The organism is Burkholderia sp. BC1 (assembly GCF_052683555.1).
In genome coordinates this window covers 21,859-44,186 of record NZ_JBQYLP010000015.1, presented here as the reverse complement: position 1 = coordinate 44,186, position 22,328 = coordinate 21,859, and the positions used below count along the sequence as shown (strand labels likewise).

22 protein-coding genes are annotated in these 22,328 nt (G+C 67.0%); 20 read left to right on the top strand and 2 right to left on the bottom strand.

Annotation, left to right across the window (positions count from 1 at the left end; all coding sequences use genetic code 11):
* Positions 1-16 precede the first annotated feature (16 nt).
* Genes surE through ACSHSS_RS10160 form a run of 5 tightly spaced genes read left to right on the top strand, consistent with a single transcriptional unit; the run spans position 17 to position 4,461 of the window.
* A complete protein-coding gene (gene surE, locus ACSHSS_RS10180) occupies positions 17-778 on the top strand; it encodes a 5'/3'-nucleotidase SurE (RefSeq protein ID WP_006399894.1) in 762 nt (253 codons plus the stop codon).
* Positions 775-1,704, top strand: a complete 930-nt coding sequence (locus tag ACSHSS_RS10175) for a protein-L-isoaspartate(D-aspartate) O-methyltransferase (protein ID WP_012213249.1) — start codon at positions 775-777, stop codon at positions 1,702-1,704. The genes surE and ACSHSS_RS10175 overlap by 4 nt, the downstream gene beginning before the upstream one ends.
* Before the next feature lie 5 nt (positions 1,705-1,709).
* Positions 1,710-2,585 carry a peptidoglycan DD-metalloendopeptidase family protein gene (locus tag ACSHSS_RS10170; protein WP_445544919.1) on the top strand — a complete coding sequence of 292 codons (876 nt, stop codon included), beginning with the start codon at positions 1,710-1,712 and terminating at the stop codon, positions 2,583-2,585.
* A gap of 10 nt (positions 2,586-2,595) precedes the next feature.
* A complete protein-coding gene (gene rpoS / locus ACSHSS_RS10165; protein ID WP_006399897.1) occupies positions 2,596-3,681 on the top strand; it encodes an RNA polymerase sigma factor RpoS in 1,086 nt (361 codons plus the stop codon).
* A gap of 3 nt (positions 3,682-3,684) precedes the next feature.
* Positions 3,685-4,461, top strand: coding sequence for a 3'-5' exonuclease (locus ACSHSS_RS10160; protein ID WP_445544918.1), 777 nt, complete (start codon positions 3,685-3,687; stop codon positions 4,459-4,461).
* Positions 4,462-4,477: 16 nt separating this feature from the next.
* Here the strand turns inward: ACSHSS_RS10160 and ACSHSS_RS10155 are convergent, their stop codons facing one another.
* Positions 4,478-5,335 carry an endonuclease/exonuclease/phosphatase family protein gene (locus tag ACSHSS_RS10155; protein ID WP_445544917.1) on the bottom strand — a complete coding sequence of 286 codons (858 nt, stop codon included), beginning with the start codon at positions 5,333-5,335 and terminating at the stop codon, positions 4,478-4,480.
* Between the two features lie 21 nt (positions 5,336-5,356).
* Between ACSHSS_RS10155 and rlmD the strand changes: the two genes are divergently transcribed.
* Positions 5,357-6,820, top strand: coding sequence for a 23S rRNA (uracil(1939)-C(5))-methyltransferase RlmD (gene rlmD / locus ACSHSS_RS10150; protein WP_059782526.1), 1,464 nt, complete (start codon positions 5,357-5,359; stop codon positions 6,818-6,820).
* A gap of 72 nt (positions 6,821-6,892) precedes the next feature.
* Here the strand turns inward: rlmD and ACSHSS_RS10145 are convergent, their stop codons facing one another.
* Positions 6,893-7,591 (bottom strand): Bax inhibitor-1/YccA family protein, encoded by a 699-nt coding sequence (locus ACSHSS_RS10145; protein ID WP_006399901.1) that lies wholly within the window; start codon positions 7,589-7,591, stop codon positions 6,893-6,895.
* Between the two features lie 248 nt (positions 7,592-7,839).
* Between ACSHSS_RS10145 and ndk the strand changes: the two genes are divergently transcribed.
* The 14 genes from ndk (at position 7,840) to ACSHSS_RS10075 (ending at position 22,232) form a co-directional block, all read left to right on the top strand.
* Positions 7,840-8,265 (top strand): nucleoside-diphosphate kinase, encoded by a 426-nt coding sequence (gene ndk, locus ACSHSS_RS10140; RefSeq protein ID WP_006399902.1) that lies wholly within the window; start codon positions 7,840-7,842, stop codon positions 8,263-8,265.
* A gap of 55 nt (positions 8,266-8,320) precedes the next feature.
* Positions 8,321-9,457, top strand: a complete 1,137-nt coding sequence (gene rlmN, locus ACSHSS_RS10135) for a 23S rRNA (adenine(2503)-C(2))-methyltransferase RlmN (RefSeq protein WP_261539688.1) — start codon at positions 8,321-8,323, stop codon at positions 9,455-9,457.
* Between the two features lie 158 nt (positions 9,458-9,615).
* Positions 9,616-10,593 (top strand): helix-turn-helix domain-containing protein, encoded by a 978-nt coding sequence (locus ACSHSS_RS10130; protein WP_445544916.1) that lies wholly within the window; start codon positions 9,616-9,618, stop codon positions 10,591-10,593.
* Between the two features lie 110 nt (positions 10,594-10,703).
* The gene (ispG, locus tag ACSHSS_RS10125; protein WP_006399905.1) at positions 10,704-12,008 is read left to right on the top strand and encodes a flavodoxin-dependent (E)-4-hydroxy-3-methylbut-2-enyl-diphosphate synthase; all 1,305 of its coding nucleotides are present in this window, start codon (positions 10,704-10,706) and stop codon (positions 12,006-12,008) included.
* Between the two features lie 15 nt (positions 12,009-12,023).
* Entirely contained in the window at positions 12,024-13,364 is a 1,341-nt protein-coding gene (gene hisS, locus ACSHSS_RS10120; RefSeq protein WP_006399908.1) for a histidine--tRNA ligase, read from the top strand.
* A 56-nt stretch (positions 13,365-13,420) separates the two neighbouring features.
* The gene (locus tag ACSHSS_RS10115) at positions 13,421-14,050 is read left to right on the top strand and encodes a tetratricopeptide repeat protein (protein ID WP_217263114.1); all 630 of its coding nucleotides are present in this window, start codon (positions 13,421-13,423) and stop codon (positions 14,048-14,050) included.
* 41 nt (positions 14,051-14,091) lie between these two features.
* Entirely contained in the window at positions 14,092-15,237 is a 1,146-nt protein-coding gene (gene bamB, locus ACSHSS_RS10110) for an outer membrane protein assembly factor BamB (RefSeq protein ID WP_445544915.1), read from the top strand.
* A gap of 237 nt (positions 15,238-15,474) precedes the next feature.
* Positions 15,475-16,812, top strand: coding sequence for a ribosome biogenesis GTPase Der (der, locus tag ACSHSS_RS10105; protein ID WP_006399916.1), 1,338 nt, complete (start codon positions 15,475-15,477; stop codon positions 16,810-16,812).
* A gap of 153 nt (positions 16,813-16,965) precedes the next feature.
* Positions 16,966-17,205, top strand: coding sequence for an RNA chaperone Hfq (gene hfq / locus ACSHSS_RS10100; protein WP_006399927.1), 240 nt, complete (start codon positions 16,966-16,968; stop codon positions 17,203-17,205).
* Positions 17,206-17,277: 72 nt separating this feature from the next.
* On the top strand, positions 17,278-18,453 hold the full coding sequence (gene hflX, locus ACSHSS_RS10095) for a GTPase HflX (protein WP_006410362.1): 1,176 nt from the start codon (positions 17,278-17,280) through the stop codon (positions 18,451-18,453).
* Between the two features lie 47 nt (positions 18,454-18,500).
* Positions 18,501-19,838 (top strand): FtsH protease activity modulator HflK, encoded by a 1,338-nt coding sequence (hflK, locus tag ACSHSS_RS10090; protein WP_261527720.1) that lies wholly within the window; start codon positions 18,501-18,503, stop codon positions 19,836-19,838.
* A gap of 15 nt (positions 19,839-19,853) precedes the next feature.
* Entirely contained in the window at positions 19,854-20,753 is a 900-nt protein-coding gene (gene hflC / locus ACSHSS_RS10085) for a protease modulator HflC (protein ID WP_039221592.1), read from the top strand.
* Positions 20,754-20,789: 36 nt separating this feature from the next.
* Positions 20,790-20,981, top strand: a complete 192-nt coding sequence (locus ACSHSS_RS10080; RefSeq protein ID WP_006399932.1) for a DUF2065 domain-containing protein — start codon at positions 20,790-20,792, stop codon at positions 20,979-20,981.
* 102 nt (positions 20,982-21,083) lie between these two features.
* A complete protein-coding gene (locus ACSHSS_RS10075) occupies positions 21,084-22,232 on the top strand; it encodes an ATP phosphoribosyltransferase regulatory subunit (protein WP_006399933.1) in 1,149 nt (382 codons plus the stop codon).
* Positions 22,233-22,328 lie beyond the last annotated feature (96 nt).

Genomic DNA, 22,328 nt, shown 5'->3' with positions numbered 1-22,328 from the left:
CGGTTACAATCGCCGGATGCGAATCCTACTCAGCAACGACGACGGCTATCTCGCCCCGGGTCTTGCCGCGCTCAACGACGCGCTGCAACCGCTGGCCGAACTCACGGTGATCGCGCCCGAGCAGAACTGCAGCGGCGCATCGAACTCGCTGACGCTGTCGCGGCCGCTGTCCGTGCAGCGCGCGGCGAGTACGGGTTTCTTCTACGTGAACGGCACGCCGACCGACTCGGTGCACGTCGCGCTGACGGGGATGATCGATGCGCGGCCCGACCTCGTCGTGTCGGGCATCAACAACGGCCAGAACATGGGCGAAGACACGCTCTACTCGGGCACGGTCGCCGCCGCCACCGAAGGCATCATGTTCGGCGTGCCGGCGATCGCGTTTTCGCTGGCCGACAAGGGCTGGGCCCATCTCGCGGACGCCGCGCGCGTCGCGGCCGAGATCGTCGCGCACTACCTCGCGCATCCGCTGCCGGGCCATCCGCTGCTGAACGTCAACATCCCGAACCTGCCGTACGACGAACTGAAGGGCTGGAAGGTGACGCGCCTCGGCAAGCGTCATCCGTCGCAGCCGGTGATCCGTCAGACCGATCCGCGCGGCGAGCCGATCTACTGGATCGGCGCGGCGGGCGACGCGATGGACGCGAGCGAAGGTACCGATTTCCACGCGGTCGCGAACGGTTTCGTCTCGATCACGCCGCTGCAGCTCGATCTCACGCACACGCAGATGCTGCCTGCGACGCGCGAATGGGCGCGCGCCGGAGGGCGGGCTTCATGAGCGGCGAGCGCGCGAAGCGGTTCCCGCTCGCGCTCGAAGATCTCAAGCGAGCGCCACGCAAATCTGACGGGCGGCCCGGCGAACGCCATGCGCTCGCCGCGTCGAAGTCCGCCGACGGTCCGGTCGCCGTGCCGAAGCCCGGCGCGGCGCGCGGCGTGCCGGCCGGCCTCGCCGCCGCGAAGCCCGCGACGGCGCCGAAGGCCACCGCACCGAAGCCGACGCTGCCGAAGCCTGCCGCACCGCGGCCGATCGCACCGAGCGCGGCGCCGGCCGGCGCGTTCGCGCTCACCTCGGAACGCGTGCGCGAGCGCATGGTCGAACGGCTGCGTGCGAACGGCGTCGCCGACGCGCGCGTGCTGGCGGCGATGGCGGCGGTGCCGCGCCACCTGTTCGTGGATCCCGGCCTCGCGACGCAGGCCTACGAGGATTCCGCACTGCCGATCGGCCACCAGCAGACCATTTCGAAGCCGTCGGTCGTCGCGCGCATGATCGAGCTCGCGATGGCCGGCCGCTCCCTCGAGCGCGTCCTCGAAATCGGCACCGGCTGCGGCTATCAGGCCGCGGTGCTGAGCCACGTGGCGCGCGACGTGTATTCGATTGAACGCATCAAGCCGCTGTACGAGCGCGCGAAGCTGAACCTGAGGCCGCTGCGCGTGCCGAACATCCGTCTGCACTACGGCGACGGGCGTGTCGGCCTGCCGTCCGCCGCCCCGTTCGATGCGATCGTGATCGCAGCCGCGGGGCTCGACGTGCCGCAGGCGCTGCTCGAGCAGCTCGCGATCGGCGGGCGCCTCATCGCGCCGGTCGGTGCGCAGAGCGGGCAGCCGCAGGTCCTCACGCTCGTCGAGCGCGTCGCGCACGCGCAGTGGCGGGAGTCTCGGCTTGATCGCGTTTTCTTTGTCCCTTTAAAATCCGGAGTGATTTGAAACCGATGAGTATGTTGCGCGCGATGCAAAACAACCGTTCCAGGGAACCGCTTACGCTCGCCCAGCGCGCGATCTGCGTGGCCGCGTTCTCCACGTTACTGGCCGCCTGTGCGACGCGGCTCGACAACGCGCCCGTCGTCGACCGCTCCGGTTCGTTCGGCACGACGGCCGCCGCGCAGCCCGCGGTGCCGCTCGGCCCGCCGCCGCCCGGTTTCTACCGCGTGAAGCCGGGCGACACGCTGTACCGGATCGCACTCGAGAACGGACAGAACTATCGCGACATCGCCGCGTGGAACAATCTGTCGAACCCGAATCAGATCGAAGTCGATCAGCTGCTGCGCGTCGTGCCGCCGGGCGGCGCCGCGGTGGCCGGCGCGCCGGCCACGGCACCGCTCGCGGGCGGCGCGGTCGCGACGGCCCCGCTGAGCAGCGGCCCGGCGACGCCGTCGGCGAGTGCGCCGTCGGCCGTTACGCCGCCGCCCGCCGCGAGCGACACGACGGCCGCGCCGAGCGGCCCGATCGCGTTCGCCTGGCCGGTGCGCGGCCCCGTGCTGAACGGTTTCGACGACACGAAGAACAAGGGTGTCAACATCGGCGGCACGGCCGGCGAGGCCGTGAAGGCGGCGGCGGACGGCCGCGTCGTCTACGCGGGCAACGGGCTGCGCGGCTACGGCAACCTCATTATCATCAAGCACGACGCGACTTACCTCACCGCGTATGCACACAATCGCGCTTTGATGGTAAAAGAGGGGGACGCGGTGACGAAGGGGCAGAAAATCGCCGAGATGGGTAACAGCGATGCCGACCGCGTGATGCTGCATTTCGAGGTTCGCCGACAGGGTAAGCCTGTCGATCCGATGAAGTATCTGCCGCCTCAATAACGGGACGACCATGCCGAAATCGAAGCGCCACGAGCCGCAAGCCGAGTCTGAGAAGATCAGTCGTGCCACGCAAGCATCGGTGGATCGCGCTGGCGCTTCGACGGACGAAGACGACGACGTCGCGGACAACGAGCGGGACTTCGAAGCGCGCGACGCCGATTCCGAAGGCGGCGACGAGCGCGAAGACCGCCCGGACGCGGCGCCCGACGTCGACGATTTCCGCGCACTGCTGCAGGCCGAGCTCACGGCCGACACGATCCAGCACTATCTGAATCGCATCAGCGTGAAGCCGCTGCTCACCGTCGAGGAGGAGCAGCGCTATTCGCGTCTGGCCAAGGCCGGCGAATTCGAGGCGCGGCAGGTGATGATCGAGCGCAATCTGCGTCTCGTCGTCAGCATCGCGAAGGGCTATCTGAACCGCGGCGTGCCGCTGCTCGATCTGATCGAGGAAGGCAATCTCGGGCTCATGCATGCGATCGAGAAGTTCGATCCCACGCGCGGCTTCCGTTTCTCGACCTATGCGACCTGGTGGATCCGCCAGAGCATCGAACGCGCGATCATGAACCAGGCGCGCACCGTGCGCCTGCCCGTGCACGTGATCCGCGAACTGAACCAGGTGCTGCGCGCGAAGCGTCACCTCGAAAAAAACTCGATGTCGACGGGCGAAGCGGCCGAGCGCCGCGAAGCCAGCATCGACGACATCGCCTATCTCACCGGCAAGACCGCCGAGGAAGTCACCGACATCCTCGCGCTGAACGAGCACACCGCGTCGCTCGACGCACCGCTCGACCTCGATCCCGCGAGCAGCCTGCTCGACCTGCTGCCGGACGACCAGAGCCAGTCGCCCGACGCCGAAGTGCAGCACCGCGAGCTCGAGACGCTCACGCGCGCGTGGCTGTCGCGTTTGTCCGACAAGCATCGGCACGTCATCGAGCGGCGCTTCGGGCTGAACCATATCGAACCGGCGACGCTCGAGGAGCTCGCTGACGAAATGGGGCTGACGCGCGAGCGTGTGCGGCAGATTCAGCAGGAAGCGCTGGTGCGCCTCAAGCGGTTCTTCGCGTCCAACGGCGTGCGCAAGGACGCCGTTCTGTAACTGATGACACCGATTCTCGTTTTTGACATCGAGACGATTCCCGATGTCGACGGCATTCGCCGTCTCGAAGATTTGCCCGCCACGCTCGACGATGCCGCGGTGGCCGAACATGCGTTCGCCGCGCGCCGCGAGAAGACCGGCAGCGATTTCCTGCCGCATCACCTGCAGCGCGTCGCTGCGATCTCGTGCGTGTTTCGCGACAACAACGGTTTTCGCGTGCGCTCGCTCGGCACGCCGCAGGACAGCGAAGCGACGCTGATCCAGTCGTTTTACCGCGTGATCGAGAAGTACACGCCGCAGCTCGTGTCGTGGAACGGCGGCGGCTTCGATCTGCCGGTGCTGCATTACCGCGCGCTCGTGCACGGCATCGCCGCGACCCGCTACTGGGATCTCGGCGAGGACGACCGCGACTTCAAATGGAACAACTACATCTCGCGCTATCACTCGCGGCATACGGATCTGATGGATCTGCTCGCGATGTATCAGGCGCGCGCGAACGCGCCGCTCGACGCGCTCGCGAAACTGTGCGGCTTTCCCGGCAAGCTCGGCATGGACGGCAGCCAGGTCTGGACGGCCTTCCAGGAAGGGCGCATCGACGAGATCCGCAGCTATTGCGAAACGGACGTCGTCAATACGTATCTGTTGTACTGCCGCTTCCAGCTGATGCGCGGCGGCCTCACGCCGAGCGAGTACGACGACGAGATCCTGCTCGTGAAGAACGCGCTCGCCCAGGAGTCGGCGCCGCACTGGGCCGAGTATCTGGCCGCCTTCGACGCGTAACGCATGCCGGCCCCGATCAGTCGAGCAGTTCCAGCACGATCGGCTGGTGATCCGATGCGCGCACGGCGCCATCGATCTCGCAGCGTGCGAGGCGCGGCAACAGCGTGTCGGTGACGAACGCGAAGTCGCACGCGAGCGGGCCGTCCGACCATTGGGCGGTGTCGTAGACGCCGGCCGTCGGCGGCGGCGTGCGGCCGGGATGCTGCGCAATCCATGCGTCGACGAAGGCCGGCGCGCCGTCGATCGGTTCGAGCATGCGCCGGTATGCGGCGCTGTCGAACGCGCTGTTGAAGTCGCCGCAGAGGATCGCATCGCGCGACTGCGCCGTCGCGACGAACGGGCCCGTGTCGTTTTCCGCCGGCGCCGGCCGGTCCGCATGCGCGCATGCTTCGCGATGCCGCGCGCGTATTGCGTCGACCTGCGCGAGGCGCTGCCGCTCCGAATAGAACTCGAGATGCGTCGTCACGACGCGCAGCGGGCCGGACGCCGTCAGCAGTTCGACATCGAGCGCGACGCGCGGCATCGACGGCGCGTCGGCATCGGCCTGCCACGGCAGCAGCTGGCGCAGCACGCGGCCGACCGGCAGCCGCGTCGCGATCGCGTTGCCGAACTGGCGGCGCGGTGCGCCCGGTTGCGCGGGCGGTAGATCGGCGCCGATTGCATCGACGACCGTATAGCCGGGCAGCAGTGCGGCCAGTTCCGCAAACTGATCGACGCCCGGGCGGCCGGGCAGGGCGTCGAAGCCGCGCGTGATTTCCTGTACACAGAGGACATCGAAGTCGGCGAGTTGGCGCGCCACGGCGATCGTGCGGCGCAGGTCGACGACGCCGTCGGCGTCCCGACCCCATTGGATGTTCCAGTCGATCACGCGCATGATGGAATCTCCCCGCGGCGGATGCCGCTTTCTGCTGCTAGCTTCGTCTACAATCTCGCCTTCTTCAACGTTTGTCAGGAAAAGCTGGTGTCTGAAGCCGTCCCCACTTCTGCGCGCAAATTGAAAAGCGTGCCCGCCGCGCCCGGGAGCGCCCCGGTTCTCGAGATCGAGTCGCTCGACATGGAAGCGCGCGGTGTCGGCCGTGCGACGACCGAGGACGGCGAGCCGGGCAAGGTCATCTTCGTCGAGGGCGCGCTGCCCGGCGAGCGCGTGACCTATTCCAGCTACCGCCGCAAGCCCAGCTACGAGCAGGCGACGGTCGTCGACATCCTGCGACCGAGCGTGATGCGTACGCAGCCGAAGTGCGCGTTCTTCGGCACCTGCGGCGGCTGTTCGATGCAGCATCTCGACATGCGCGCGCAGGTCGCGATCAAGCAGCGCGTGCTCGAGGACAATCTCTGGCATCTCGCGAAGCTGCGCGCGGAGTCGATCTTCGCGCCGATCCACGGCCCGTCGTGGGGCTATCGCTATCGCGCGCGCCTGACCGTGCGCCATGTCGCGAAGAAGGGCGGCGTGCTGGTCGGCTTCCACGAGAAGAAGAGCAGCTACGTGGCCGACATGACGAGCTGCGAGGTGCTGCCGCCGCACGTATCGGCGATGCTTGTGCCGCTGCGCCGGCTCGTCGAGGGGCTGTCGATTCGCGACCGGATGCCGCAGATCGAGCTCGCGGTCGGCTCGCAGGTGACGGCGCTCGTGCTGCGCGTGCTCGAGCCGATCGACGCGAACGACGAAGCGCTGCTGCGCGCGTTTGCGGACGAACACAAGGTGCAGTTCTGGCTGCAGCCGAAGGGGCCGGACACGGTCACGCCGTTCTATCCGCTCGACGTGTCGCTCGACTACACGCTGCCGGAATTCGGCATCCGGATGCCGTTCAAGCCGACCGATTTCACGCAGGTGAACCATCAGATCAACCGCGTGCTGGTCGGCCGCGCGCTGCGTCTGCTCGCGCCGGCCCGCGACGATCGCGTGCTCGATCTGTTCTGCGGGATCGGCAACTTCACGCTGCCGCTCGCGCGGCTCGCGCGCGAGGTGGTGGGCATCGAGGGCAGCGAGACGCTGACCACGCGCGCGCTCGCCAACGCACGCGAGAACGGCGTCGACGGTCATACGACGTTCGCGTGCCGCAACCTGTTCGAGGTGACGGCCGACGACATCCGCGCGCTCGGCGCCTTCGACAAGTTCCTGATCGATCCGCCGCGCGAAGGCGCGCTCGCCGTGTCGAAGGCGCTGGCCGACATCGCGCAGAGCGGCGAGGGCCCGCTGCCGAAGCGGATCGTCTACGTGTCGTGCAATCCGTCGACGCTCGCGCGCGACGCAGGCCTGCTCGTGCATGAAGCCGGCTATCGGCTCAAGGGCGCCGGCGTCGTCAACATGTTCCCGAATACGTCGCACGTCGAATCGATCGCGCTGTTCGAGCGCGACTGAGCGACGCAGGCGGCAGCGGACGTAAAAAAACCGGCCCATGACGGGCCGGTTTTTCATCGGATGCCGCGAACGTCAGTTGCGGTTGCCGCCGAAGATGCCCAGCAGCGCGAGCAGGTTCGTGAACACGTTGTAGAGGTCGAGATAGATCGCGAGCGTGGCGGTGATGTAGTTCGTTTCGCCGCCGTTCACGACGCGCTGGACGTCGAACAACATGTACGCGGAAAAGATCGCGATCGCGAGCACGGAGACGGTCAGCATCAGCGCCGGCAGCTGCAGGAAGATATTCGCGACCGAGGCGAGCAGGATCACGATCACGCCCATGAACAGCCACTTGCCGAGGCCCGAGAAATCGCGCTTGCTGACGGTGGCGATCGTCGCCATCGCGGCGAAGATGATGCCGGTGCCGCCGAACGCGAGCATGATCAGCGACGGCCCGTTCGAGAAGCCGAGGATGAAGCTCAGCAGCCGCGACAGCATCAGGCCCATGAAGAACGTGAAGCCGAGCAGCACGAACACGCCGGCCGCGCTGTTCTTGGTGCGCTCGATCGCGAACATGAAGCCGAACGCGATCGCGAAGAACGCCAACAGGCTCATCATCGGGCTCGTGGCCGCGAACAGCGAGAAGCCCGTCGCGACGCCGACCCACGCACCGAGCACCGTCGGCACCATCGACAGCGCGAGCAGCCAGTACGTGTTCCGCAGCACGCGGTTGCGAACCTCGGCGGTGGTGACGGAGCCGCCTCGGCCGAAATTGTACGGATAGTCGTTCATGGTTTCTCCTAACATTGAACGCAGGGCGTTCGGGGCCGGTTCGGCACACGCGGTGTGCGGCGCAGCAAACCGGAACAGCTATGGCTAAGATACGTTCCGCGCCGCGAGGTTTCAATGGCTGCGCCGCGCAGAACACATCGTTTTGGAACCTTTCGATCGTGTAAGGGTTCAATCGCAATGATACACGGGATCGTGCTACAATAGCGGATTCATTTGAACCTGTAACTTCTTAATTTCTTGGAGTTTTTATGGCAATCGAGCGCACCCTGTCGATCATCAAGCCGGATGCGGTGGCAAAGAACGTGATCGGCCAGATCTACAGCCGTTTCGAAGGCGCCGGCCTGAAGATCGTCGCAGCGCGCATGGCGCATCTGTCGCGTGCAGACGCTGAGAAGTTCTATGCGGTTCACGCGGCGCGTCCGTTCTTCAAGGACCTCGTCGACTTCATGATCTCGGGCCCGGTGATGATCCAGGTTCTGGAAGGCGAAGGCGCGATCCTGAAGAACCGCGACCTGATGGGCGCGACCGATCCGAAGAAGGCGGAAAAGGGCACGATCCGCGCCGACTTCGCGGACAGCATCGACGCGAACGCCGTGCACGGCTCGGACGCACCGGAAACGGCAGCGGTCGAAATCGCGTTCTTCTTCCCGGAAATGAACGTTTACTCGCGCTAAGCCCTGGCTTTTGGCAAGTAGGCAGGATTCAGCGCACGCGGCAAGGCAGCACATCATGACGAGCGAAACTTCCGTCAATCTTCTCGACTTCGACGCCGAGGGTCTTGTCGCGTACTGCGGCAGCCTTGGCGAGAAGCCGTTCCGCGCCAAGCAGTTGCAGCGCTGGATCCACCAGTACAACGCCGGCGATTTCGACGGCATGACCGATCTCGCGAAGTCCCTCAGGGAAAAGCTGAAGGGGCGCGCGTCGATCACGATGCCCGACATCGTCAGCGATCACGTTTCCGCCGACGGCACGCGCAAGTGGCTCGTCGACGTCGGCAACGGCAACGCGGTCGAAACCGTGTTCATCCCCGAGGAAACGCGCGGCACGCTCTGCGTGTCGTCGCAGGCCGGGTGCGCGGTCAACTGCCGCTTCTGTTCGACGGGCAAGCAGGGGTTTTCGCGCAACCTGTCGACGGCCGAGATCATCGGCCAGCTGCGCATGGCCGAATTTGCGCTGCGTGCGTCGCTCGGGCGCGCGCCGGGGCCGAACGGCAAGGCCGAGCGCGTCGTCACGAACGTCGTGATGATGGGCATGGGCGAGCCGCTCCTTAATTACAACGCGGTCGTTCCCGCGATGCGGCTGATGCTCGACGACAACGCGTACGGGCTGTCGCGCCGTCGCGTCACGCTGTCGACTTCGGGCGTGGTGCCGATGATGGACCGTCTCGGCGCCGAACTGCCGGTCGCGCTCGCGGTGTCGCTGCATGCGCCGAACGATGCGCTGCGCGACGAACTCGTGCCGCTGAACAAGAAGCATCCGCTGCGCGAGCTGATGGCTGCGTGCAAGCGTTATCTGAAGGTCGCGCCGCGCGACTTCATTACTTTCGAATATTGCATGCTCGACGGTGTCAACGACACCGAAGCGCATGCGCGCGAACTGCTGGCCGTCACGCGCGACGTGCCGTGCAAGTTCAATCTGATCCCGTTCAACCCGTTCCCGGAGTCGGGCCTCATCCGCTCGAAGCCGGAGCAGATCAAGCGTTTCGCGCAGATCCTGATCGACGCGGGCGTCGTGACGACCGTGCGCAAGACGCGCGGCGACGACATCGACGCCGCATGCGGTCAGCTCGCCGGTGCAGTGAAGGACCGCACGCGCCTGGCGGAACGAACGGGCGCAGGAAAAATCATCGAGGTTCGGGCGGTTTGACGGGGTGACCCGGCCGGGGATGCCCGAACCCGTGGCGGTACAACACGCGAATAGCGATCGTCGCGGCGCACGGCGCCGCGCATGGCATGAACAGTTGCGGGGGCGGCCGGTGGAGCCGGCGCGCCCGCCAGTGAAGAAGAATCGACGCGAGGACAAGGATGAGTGAGCCGCAGCCGTCAAACGGCGCAGAGACGAATGCCGCACAGCCGGCACCGGCGGGACTGGAATCGCTGGTCGCGGTCGGCAGCCGGCTGGCGCAGCTTCGGGAGGCGAAGGGGTGGACGGTCGAGGACGTATCGGCGCGGCTCAAGGTCGCGCCGCCGAAGCTGCGGGCGCTGGAGGCCGGTGATATCAGCCATCTGCCCGGCGTGACGTTCGCACTGGGCGTCGTGCGCAGCTACGCGAAGATGCTCGGCGTCGATCCGGAACCGTTTGCACAGGCGCTGCGTCGCGAGCGCGGTGTGCCGGAGGTCGATCTGTCGATGCCCGCGTCGTCGGGCGCCGATCTGCCGCGCGGCCGCGTGTCGATTCCGCTCGGACACTCGTCGCGTCACCATCCGTGGCTATGGGGAACGGCGCTCGTCGTGGTGGCGGTGATCGCGGTGCTCATGTGGCACACTGGCGGCGATTCGTCGGGCTGGCTCGCGCGCCTGAAGGGTAACGACGCGCAGCAGCACGCCTCGGCCGCAGCGGCGGCGACGGCCTCGCCGGTCGAGGAAGCGTCGGCGGGCGGCGCATCGAACGCGGCGCCCGTTGCCGCCGTGCCGGCCGCCGCATCGGCAGCGCCGGCACCGGCCACACCGGTCGCAACCGCGGCGGCATCGCAGCCGGTCGCGGTCGCCGGCGCGGCCGCATCGGCCGAAGCGGCGAGCGTGGCGGTGGCGCCCGGCCAGTCGACGATCGAACTGAAGGTGAAGCAGGACAGCTGGTTCAGCGTGCGCGACAACCGCGGCAAGGAGCTGTTCTCGGGCCTCGTGCATGCCGGCGAGGCGAAGCAGGTCGCCGGCGACGGCCCGTTCCGCGTGACGATCGGCAACAAGGCGGGCCTCGACGCGATCGCGTTCGACGGAAAACCCGTCGATCCGGCAAAATATTCGGCAGCGCGGGGTAACGTGGCGCGGTTCACGTTGCCCTGATGCCAAGCGCCGTGGCCAGAGGCTGCCGCCGCGTCGGCAGCCGTGGCTGCACGGCGCTTTTTCAATTCGTGCGCCGCCTCGCGGCGCATTCCGCGTAAATGGATCTATCGATGCAATCCGAAGCTCAATCCCCACGCAGCAGTCAGATTTGTTCAACCGAACCGGTATTCGGCGGGCCGGCGCCGCGTCGCGTATCGCATGCGGTCGATGTCCGTTGGGGCGGGCAGCTCGTGACGATTGGCGGCGACGCGCCGGTGCGCGTGCAGTCGATGACGAACACCGACACGGCCGACGCGATCGGCACCGCGATCCAGATCAAGGAACTCGCGAACGCGGGCTCCGAGCTGGTGCGCATCACCGTCAACACGCCGGAGGCCGCGGCCGCCGTGCCGGCGATCCGCGAGCAGCTCGACCGGATGGGCGTGACGGTGCCGCTCGTCGGCGATTTCCATTACAACGGCCATCTGCTGCTGCGCGACTACCCGGGCTGCGCGGAAGCGCTCTCGAAGTACCGGATCAATCCGGGCAACGTCGGTCAGGGCGCGAAGCGCGACACGCAGTTCGCGCAGATGATCGAAGCGGCGATCAAGTACGACAAGCCGGTGCGGATCGGCGTGAACTGGGGCAGCCTCGATCAGGATCTGCTCGCGCGGATGATGGACGAGAATGCCGCGCGCGCGCAGCCGTGGGACGCGCAGAGCGTGATGTACGAGGCGCTGATCCAGTCGGCGATCGGCTCGGCCGAGCGTGCGGTCGAACTGGGCCTCGGGCGCGACCGCATCGTGCTGTCGTGCAAGGTCAGCGGCGTGCAGGATCTGATCGCGGTGTACCGCGAGCTCGCGCGCCGCTGCGGCTTCGCGCTGCACCTCGGCCTCACCGAGGCCGGCATGGGCTCGAAGGGCATCGTCGCGTCGACGGCGGCGCTCGGCGTGCTGCTGCAGGAAGGGATCGGCGACACGATCCGCATTTCGCTGACGCCGGAACCGGGCGCGCCGCGCACGGGCGAAGTGGTGGTCGGCCAGGAAATCCTGCAGACGATGGGCCTGCGCTCGTTCGCGCCGATGGTGATCGCGTGCCCGGGCTGCGGCCGCACGACGAGCACGCTGTTCCAGGAACTGGCGATGCAGATCCAGACGTATCTGCGCGAGCAGATGCCGGTGTGGCGCAAGGAATATCCGGGCGTCGAGAAGATGAACGTCGCGGTGATGGGCTGTATCGTCAACGGCCCGGGCGAGTCGAAGCACGCGAACATCGGCATCAGCCTGCCGGGCTCGGGCGAGAACCCGGCCGCGCCCGTCTTCATCGACGGCGAGAAGGTCAAGACGCTGCGCGGCGAGCGGATCGCCGAGGAATTCCAGCAGATCGTCAGCGACTATGTCGCACGCAATTACGGCCGCGCGGCGGCCACGAACTAATTCGTCCACACACAGATGACTGAACAGAAACGCAAGATCGAGAAGCTCACGGGCGTCAAGGGCATGAACGACATCCTGCCGCAGGATGCCGGCCTGTGGGAGTTCTTCGAGTCCACCGTGAAATCGCTGTTGCGCGCGTACGGCTATCAGAACATCCGCACGCCGATCGTCGAGCATACGCAGCTCTTCACGCGCGGCATCGGTGAGGTCACCGACATCGTCGAGAAGGAGATGTACAGCTTCACCGACGCGCTGAACGGCGAGCACCTGACGATGCGTCCGGAGAACACCGCGGCCGTCGTGCGCGCGGCGATCGAGCACAACATGCTGTACGACGGCCCGAAGCGCCTCTGGTACATCGGGCCGATGTTCCGTCACGAGCGTCCGCAGCGCGGCCGCTATCGGCAGTTCCATCAGGTCGGCGTCGAGGCGCTCGGCTTCGCGGGTCCCGATGCCGATGCCGAGATCATCATGATGTGTCAGCGTCTGTGGGACGACCTCGGGCTGACCGGCATCAAGCTCGAGATCAACTCGCTCGGCCTCGCCGAAGAGCGTGCGGCGCATCGCGTCGAACTGATCAAGTATCTCGAGCAGCACGTCGACGCGCTCGACGAAGATGCGAAGCGTCGTCTGTATACGAACCCGCTGCGCGTGCTCGACACGAAGAATCCGGCGCTGCAGGAAATCGCGCAGAACGCGCCGAAGCTGATCGACTTCCTCGGCGACACGTCGCGTGCGCACTTCGAGGGGCTGCAGCGCCTGCTGCTCGCGAACAACATTCCGTTCAAGATCAATCCGCGGCTCGTGCGCGGCCTCGACTACTACAACCTGACCGTGTTCGAGTGGGTGACCGACAAGCTCGGCGCGCAGGGCACCGTCGCGGCCGGCGGCCGTTACGATCCGCTGATCGAGCAGCTCGGCGGCAAGCCGACGGCTGCGTGCGGCTGGGCGATGGGCATCGAGCGCATTCTCGAGCTGCTGAAGGAAGAGAACCTTGCGCCGGAACAGGAAGGCGTCGACGTGTACGTCGTGCACCAGGGCGACGCGGCGCGCGAGCAGGCCTTCATCGCGGCCGAGCGTCTGCGCGATACGGGCCTCGACGTGATCTTCCACTGCAGCGCCGATGGCGCGCCGGCAAGTTTCAAGTCGCAGATGAAGCGCGCCGATGCGAGCGGCGCCGCATTCGCGGTGATCTTCGGCGAAGAAGAAGTCGCGAACGGCACGGTGGGCGTGAAAGCGCTGCGCGGCACGGGCGGCGACGGGGAAAAGAACGCTCAGCAGACCGTACCGGTCGAAAGCTTGACCGAATTCCTAATCAATGCGATGGTTGCATCCGCCGAAGACGGCGACGACTGATCGCGCTGGCGTTCGCTCGACAAGAAAAGGCCTGAACAGGAAGGAATCGCTCGCCGATGAGTTATCACGACGAACAAGAATCGATTGAAAGTCTGAAAGCGTGGTGGGCCCGCTGGGGCAATCTCACCACGTGGATCGTCCTCGCGGCGCTCGTCGTCGCGGCCGGTTTCAACGGCTGGAAGTACTGGCAGCGCCGCCAGGCCGCCGAAGCGTCGGGGCTGTACGAGCAGGTCCAGAAGGCCGCCGCCGCGAACGACAAGGCGACGATCGCACGCGCGGCTGCCGACATGGAAGACAAGTACGGCCGCACCGCGTATGCACAGATGACGGCGCTGTCGGCCGCGAAGGTGCTGTACGCGGCGGGCGATACGGCCGGCGCGAAGGCGCAGCTGCAGTGGGCGGCCGATCACGCGAAGGACGACGAGTACAAGCAGATCGCGAAGCTGCGCCTTGCGTCGCTGCTGCTCGACGAAAAGGCGTACGACGCAGGGCTCGCGCTGCTGTCGGGCACGCCGATGGACGCATTCAAGGGCCTCGTGGCCGATCGCCGCGGCGATCTGCTCGCCGCGCAAGGCAAGACCGACGACGCGCGCACCGCCTACAAGCTCGCGCTCGACAGCCTGTCGAAGGACGACCAGTCGGCACGCCAGCTCGTGCAGTTCAAGCTGGACGCGCTCGGCGGCTGAATCGCGGTCCCCTCAACCTCTTAACTCTGCTTCGCTAACCGATGAATTTGCTGAAACGTTACGCTGTGCCCGTTGCCTGCGCGGCGGCCGTCATGACATTGGCGGCCTGCTCGTCGTCGAAGGACGCGCGCCGCGTGCCGACGCCGCTCACCGAGTTCAAGCCCGTGATGGACGTGCAACAGGTCTGGAAGGCGAGCGTCGGCAAGGGCGGACGCTATCTGTTCTCGCCGGTGGCCGTCGGCGACGCCGTGTTCGCGGCGGGCGAGAACGGCTCGGTCGAGAAGATCGACGCGAAGACGGGCCAGACGGTCTGGCGCACGAAGCTTGGCTCGGATCTGTCGGCGGGCGTCGGCAGCGACGGCAACCTGACCGCGGTCGGCGCGCTGAAGGGCGGCGTGTTCGTGCTCGGCCCGGACGGCAAGCAATTGTGGAAGACCGCGGTGCAGGGCGAGATCATTTCGCCGCCGCTCGTCGGCAACGGTCTCGTGATCGTGCGCACGATCGACGGCCAGGTGATCGCGTTCAACGCGCAGACGGGCGAGCAGAAGTGGAACTACCGCAACCGCGCGGTGCCGCTCAATCTGCGCGTGTCGGCCGGGATGACGTTCGCGGGCGACGCGGCCGTGCTCGCGGGCTTCCCGGGCGGCGGTCTCGTCGCGATCAACCTGCAGACCGGCGAGCCGTTCTGGCAGACGCCGGTGTCGTTCCCGAAGGGCGTGACCGAAGTCGAGCGGATCAACGACGTCAGCGGCCCGCCGACGCTCGTCGGCGCCGAAACCTGCGCCGTGACGTTCCAGGGTCAGCTCGGCTGCTTCGACGCGAACTCGGGGCGACCGCTCTGGGAAAAGCCGTTCTCGAGCCGCAGCGGCCTCGCGCAGGACGACTCGGTCGTTACCGGCGGCGACGACTGGTCGATCGTCACGGCGTACGACGCGGCGACCGGCAATCCGCTGTGGCATAACGACAAGCTGAAGAGCCGCGACGTCGGCGTGCCCTATCTGCTCGGCCATGCGGTCGTGATTGGCGACTACCAGGGCTACGTGCACTTCCTGTCGCGCGAGGACGGCAGCTTCATCGCGCGGATGAAGACCGACGGCAGCGCGATCACGGCTGCGCCGGTGCTGGCCGGCAACACGCTCGTCGTGCAGACGAAGGACGGCGGCCTGTACGGCTTCCGTCCGCGCTGACGCGCAGCAGGTACGCGCCGCGCGGGCACGCCCGCGCGCAGCGGCGTACGACATGAAGGCGGCCGGTGTTCCCGGCCGCTCGGTATTTGAAAGGCAGTTCGAAACGAAAGACGGACGGCGCGCAGTGCGCGCCCGGCGCGCGCATCCGGCGCGGCGCGAATTCGTGATATTTTCATTCAGCGCAGCCGCCCGCAGCAGCGGGCCTCCCGCTGCTGCGCTTCACCGTAGACAACACAGATGAAACCGGTCATTGCCCTCGTTGGGCGCCCCAATGTGGGGAAATCCACGCTGTTCAACCGGCTCACGCGCTCGCGCGATGCGCTGGTGGCCGACTTGCCGGGCCTCACGCGCGATCGCCATTACGGCGAAGGGCGCGTGGGTGCGCGGCCGTATCTCGTCGTCGACACGGGCGGCTTCGAGCCCGTCGCGAAGGACGGGATCCTGCACGAGATGGCGCGTCAGACGCGGCAGGCCGTCGAGGAAGCCGACGTCGTCGTGTTCATCGTCGACGGCCGCAACGGCCTCGCGCCGCAGGACAAGTCGATCGCCGACTATCTGCGCAAGACGGGCCGGCCGATTTTCCTCGTCGTCAACAAGGCCGAGGGGATGAAGTACACGGCGGTCGCGACCGATTTCTACGAACTCGGGCTCGGCGATCCGCGCGCGATCTCGGCCGCGCACGGCGACGGCGTGACCGACATGATCAACGAGGCGCTGGAAGTCGCGTACGCCGACCAGCCGGAAGAAGAGGACGACAACGATCCGTCGCGCGGCATCAAGATCGCGATCGTCGGCCGGCCGAACGTCGGCAAGTCGACGCTCGTGAACGCGCTGATCGGCGAGGACCGCGTGATCGCGTTCGACATGCCGGGCACGACGCGCGACTCGATCTACGTCGACTTCGAGCGCAACGGCAAGAAATACACGCTGATCGATACGGCCGGCCTGCGTCGCCGCGGCAAGGTGTTCGAGGCGATCGAGAAGTTCTCGGTCGTGAAGACGCTGCAATCGATCTCCGACGCGAACGTCGTCATTCTTCTGCTGGATGCGCAGCAGGACATTTCCGACCAGGACGCGCATATCGCGGGCTTCGTCGTCGAGCAGGGCCGCGCGCTCGTGATCGGTGTGAACAAATGGGACGGGCTCGACGAGCACGCGCGCGAGCGCGCGAAAGCGGATTTGACCCGCAAGCTGAAATTCCTCGATTTCGCGAAGTCGCACTTCATTTCGGCCGCGAAGAAAACGGGCATCGGCGCGCTGATGCGCTCGGTCGACGATGCGTATGCGGCCGCCATGGCGAAGCTGCCGACGCCGAAGCTCACGCGCGCGCTGATCGAGGCCGTAGAATTCCAGCAGCCGCGCCGCCGCGGCCCCGTGCGACCGAAGCTGCGCTACGCGCACCAGGGCGGCCAGAATCCGCCGATCATCGTGATCCACGGCAACGCGCTCGACGCCGTGACGGAAACGTACAAGCGTTACCTGGAGAACCGTTTCCGCGAAACTTTCTCCCTGACCGGCACTCCATTGCGCATAGAGTTCCGTTCGTCGACCAACCCGTACGCGGACAAGGGCTGAAGCACGCCTGATACCCGCTTCCGGCAACGGATCGGCCGCATGGCCGACGCCGGGCGCGGCAGGCAAAATCAGCTATAGTGTAGCGATTGGCGCCGGATCTCTTTTTCTTCGTCGCCAATCCAGATCAACCTGCAAAAAAAGATGGAGTACGCCATGAGCAACAAAGGGCAATTGTTACAAGACCCGTTTTTGAACGCACTGCGCAAGGAGCACGTGCCCGTTTCGATCTATCTCGTCAACGGCATCAAGCTCCAAGGGAACATCGAATCGTTCGACCAGTACGTCGTGTTGCTCCGTAATACGGTGACCCAGATGGTCTACAAGCACGCCATCTCGACGGTCGTGCCGGCGCGCCCGGTGAACTTCCACCCGGACGCGGAAGCCTCGTCCTAACCCATTGCAGCGGCCGGCATCCGGTCGCCGCGAGCGACCGATGCCAGCCGCCTTATCTTGACACCTGACAATTTGATCAACGCAGCGCTCGTCGGCATCGATTTCGGCAAGACCGATTTCGAAGCCAGTCTCGAAGAACTCAGTCTTCTCGCCTCCAGCGCCGGGGCGCATCCCGCCGTCACTCTCACGGGCCGCCGGTCCAGTCCCGATGCCGCGATGTTCATCGGCAGCGGCAAAGCAGACGAATTGCGGCTCGCGTGCGAAGCGCACGACGTCGACATCGTCATCTTCAATCACGCACTCGCGCCGGCTCAGCAGCGCAACCTCGAGCGCGCGCTCAACCGGCGCGTCGTCGATCGCACGAGCCTGATCCTCGACATCTTCGCGCAACGCGCGCGCAGCCACGAAGGCAAGCTGCAGGTCGAGCTCGCGCAGCTGCAATATCTGTCGACGCGGCTGATCCGCGCGTGGACCCACCTCGAGCGCCAAAAGGGCGGTATCGGCCTGCGCGGCCCCGGCGAGACGCAGCTGGAAACCGACCGCCGGCTGATCGGCGAGCGCATCAAGATGCTGAAGTCGCGGCTCGACAAGCTGCGCCGTCAGCACAGCACGCAGCGGCGCCAGCGTGCGCGCAGCGGCACGATGTCGGTGTCGCTCGTCGGCTATACGAACGCCGGCAAGTCGACGCTGTTCAATGCGCTGACGAAAGCGCAGGCCTACGCGGCCGATCAGCTGTTCGCGACGCTCGACACGACGTCGCGGCGCGTCTACCTCGGCGACGAAGTCGGTCAGATCGTCGTGTCCGACACGGTCGGCTTCATCCGCGAGCTGCCTCACCAGCTCGTCGCCGCGTTCCGCGCGACGCTGGAAGAAACGATCCACGCCGATCTGCTGCTGCACGTGGTCGACGCATCGAGCGCGGTGCGGCTCGAGCAGATCGAGCAGGTCAACGGCGTGCTGCACGAGATCGGCGCGGACACGATCCGGCAGGTGCTGGTGTTCAACAAGATCGACGCCGTGCCCGAGCTGGCGGCCCGCGGCGACGCGGTCGAGCGGGACGAGTATGGTAATATTTCGCGCGTCTTTTTGAGCGCACGCACCGGTCAGGGTCTCGACACGTTGCGTGCCGCCATCGCCGAGATCGCCTCCGCGGAACACCTGTCCGGCGCGACGTTACCCAACGACGCGCTCGACGGCGCGCCCGCTGAACCGCACGAAGACCACACGATTTCCGAACACGGGCGCTAACCGGTCCCGGCCGGTTCGCCGGCGTCTAATCTGGTGAACAAACTCTGGTGAACGAATACAACGAGCGGAGTACCTGGCGGCGGATGCGCGCCTTGCTGTCGATCAACGATCCCCGTTGGGGGCGCGGCGAAGGCAATGGCAACGGCGGCTCCCGTCCGCGCGCGAACGAATCGAAGCGTCCGCCCGGCGGCGACGGCGACGGTCCGCCCGATCTCGACGAGATGTGGCGCAATTTCAACCGCCGCCTGAGCGGGCTGTTCGGCGGCAAGGGCGGCAACGGTTTCCGTCCCGATAACGGGCGCGCGGCGCGCATCGGCGTCGGCATCGTGATCGGCGTGCTGATCGCGGTCTATGCCGGCAGCGGCCTGTTCGTCGTCCAGGAAGGTCAGACGGGCGTCGTCCTGCAGCTCGGCAAGCTGGCCGGCACGGTCGGCCAGGGCGTGCACTGGCGTGCGCCGTATCCGTTCGCGTCGCACGAGATCGTCGACACGACGCAGGTGCGCTCGATCGAGATCGGCCGCAACAACGTCGTGCGGCTCGCCAACGTCAAGGAAGCCGCGATGCTCACGCGCGATGCGGACATCGTCGACGTGCGCTTCATCGTCCAGTACCGCATTCGCTCCGCCACCGACTATCTGTTCCGCAGCGTCGATCCCGAACGCAGCGTGTCGCAGGCCGCGCAGGCGGCGGTGCGCGCGATCGTCGGCACGCGCAGCGCGGCCGACCTGCTGAGCCAGGATCGCGACGCGATGCGCGAGCAACTGTCGGCCGCGATTCAGCGCGATCTCGACCGTTATCGGACGGGCCTCGAAGTGACGGCCGTCACGATGCAGCGCGTCGCGGCGCCCGAGCAGACGCAGTCCGCCTATGCGGACGTCGCCAAGGCGCGCGACGAGCGCGAGGCCGCGAAGCGTGCCGCGCAGGCCTACGCGAGCGAGCTGCTGCCGAAGGCGCAGGGCGATGCCGCGAAGCTGATCGACGATGCGAAGGCCTATGCGGAGCGCGTCGTCACCGAAGCGCAAGGCGACGCGGAGCGTTTCACGCAGGTCTACGCCGCGTATTCGAAGGCGCCCGCGGTCGTTCGCGAACGGATGTACGTCGACACGATGCAGGAAATCTATTCGAACGCGACGAAGGTCTTCGTCGGCAACAACGGCAACAACGTCGTCTATCTGCCGCTCGACAAGCTCGTCGAGCAGCAGCGGCAAAACGCCGCGGCGTCGGCCGGCGCGGCGGCGCCCGACGCGGCCTCGGCACCGGCGGCTGCGTCGGGCGCCGTCGCGAGCGCGGCATCGACGCCGGCGGCCGCAGCGGCACCGGGCAGCGATGCGCTGCGATCGCGCGAAGCGTTCCGCAGCCGGTCGCGCGAAGACGATCTGAAGTAACGGGGAGCGCAGAACATGAATCGAATCGTTGCGCTCGTCGTCGCAATCGTGATCCTGGCTTTCGCGGCATCGTCGACCGTGCTGACCGTCGATCCGCGCCATATCGCCGTGCTGTCCGGGCGCGGCGGCGCGGAGCCCGAGCTTGCCGGCCCCGGCGTTCATTTCAAGCTGCCGCCGCCGCTGCAGACGGCCACGCTCGTCGATACGCGGCTGCAGTCGCTGGAATCGCCCGATCCGCTGCAGCTGGCAACCGAAGACAAACACGATCTGCTCGTTTCGTATGCGGCGAAGTACCGGATCAGCGATCCGATGAAGTACTTCACGGCAACCGGCGGCGATCCGGCCGCGGCCGGCGAGCGGCTGGCCGGCGCGCTGAAGGGCGCGCTCGGCGACGCCTTCGGCAAGCATGCGCTCGACGACGCGCTCGGCGCGCAGCGCGCGATCGCCGACGCCGCGCGCGACGCGGTACGGGCGAGCGCGGCAGCGCTCGGCATCGAGCTGGTCGACGTGCAGCTCACGCGCGTCGACTTGCCGGCCGCGCAGACCGATGCGGTCTATCAGCGCATGATCGGCGCGCTGCACGACCAGGCCGCGCAGGTGCGTGCCGACGGAGCAGCCGAGGTCGAGCAGATCAAGGCGGACGCCGAACGCGAGCAGCAGGCGGTGCTCGCGAACGCGTACAAGTCGGCGCAGACGATCAAGGGCGAGGGCGATGCGAAGGCGGCGACGATCGCCGCGGACGCGTTCGGCCGCGATCCGCAGTTCTACGAGTTCTACGCGAGCCTGCAGGCGTACCGGAAGACGTTCAAGCGCAACGACGTCATCGTCGTCGATCCCGACAGCGCGTTCTTCCGTTTCATGCGCAGCCCGACGGGCGGCGCCGCACCGGCGGCGCCTGCTCCCCGCAAACACTGACTCTGGGGCGCCGCGTCGTGCGGCGCCGTCGCCCGCATGGATCTCGCTGCCTCGTTGTTGCTTGCCGTCGCGCTGATGCTGATCATCGAAGGGGCGTTCCCCTTCGTGTTTCCCGTCGCCTGGCGCGACACGTTTCGTAGAATAGCGGAGCGGCCGCCGCATCATATCCGGATCGGCGGGCTGATCGTGATGGCGCTCGGGCTCGTGCTGCTGCTGCTCGCCACCTGATCCCGGACGGCGCACCCGCCGTTCGTTCCCGTCCGATTCCGATTACCGATTCATCCGTCGGCGCGCGTGCCGCGCGCCGTTTCCTGTCGTAGGACCGTACCGATGTCGACCTGGTTACTTCCCGAGAATATCGCCGACGTACTGCCGTCGGAAGCGCGCAAGATCGAGGAGCTGCGCCGCAGGCTGCTCGATCGCTTCCGTTCGTACGGCTATGAGATGGTGATGCCGCCGCTGCTCGAATATCTCGAGTCGCTGCTGACGAGCGGCGGCGCCGATCTGCGCCTGCGTACCTTCAAGCTGGTCGACCAGCTGTCGGGCCGCACGCTCGGCCTGCGCGCCGACATCACGCCGCAGGTCGCGCGCATCGACGCGCATCTGCTGAACCGCCAGGGCGTCACGCGCCTCTGCTATGCGGGGCACGTCATGCATACGCGCCCGCGCGGCCTGCACGCGACGCGCGAGCAGATCCAGATCGGCGCGGAAATCTACGGTCACGCGGGACTAGAAGCCGATCTCGAGATCCAGCAGTTGATGCTCGATGCGTTGCATCTCGCCGGCCTGTCGCGGATCCGCCTCGATCTGTGCCATGCGGGCGTGCTCGCGGCGCTGCTCGCGCGCGATACGCAGGCGGCCGCGCGCGGCGAGGCGCTCTACGACGCGCTGTCGGGCAAGGACGTGCCGTTGCTGAACGAACTGACCGACGATCTCGGCGCCGACACGCGCGCGGCGCTGCGCGCACTGCCGCACCTGTACGGCGACGCGAGCGTGCTCGACGAAGCGCGCCAGCGCCTGCCGGCGCTGCCCGAGATCGCGCGCGCGCTCGACGATCTCGCGCAGCTCGCGGCGCAGGCGAAGGGCGTGGAAGTCGCGATCGACCTGGCCGATCTGCGCGGTTACGCGTACCACAGCGGCGCGATGTTTACCGCGTACATCGACGGCGTGCCGAACGCGATCGCGCGCGGCGGCCGTTACGACCACGTCGGCCAGGCATACGGCCGCGCGCGTCCGGCGACCGGCTTCTCGCTCGACCTGCGCGAGCTCGCGCGGATTTCGCCGGTCGAGGCGCGCGGCACCGCGATTCTGGCGCCGTGGGCGCAGGACGATGCGCTGCGCGCGGCCGTGGCCGCGCTGCGCGACGCCGGCGAGGTCGTGATCCAGGCGCTGCCGGGCCACGATCATGTGCTCGACGAGTTCGCCTGCGACCGTTCGCTCGTCGAGCGCAACGGCGCGTGGGTGGTCGAGCCCCGCTAACAAGGCGTTCGCGAGCGGCAGTCGGCTGCATATCGTTGACGCGAAACGGAAAAATTCGGAATCGCTCGCGAACATAGGTAAAATACGTTTTTAACC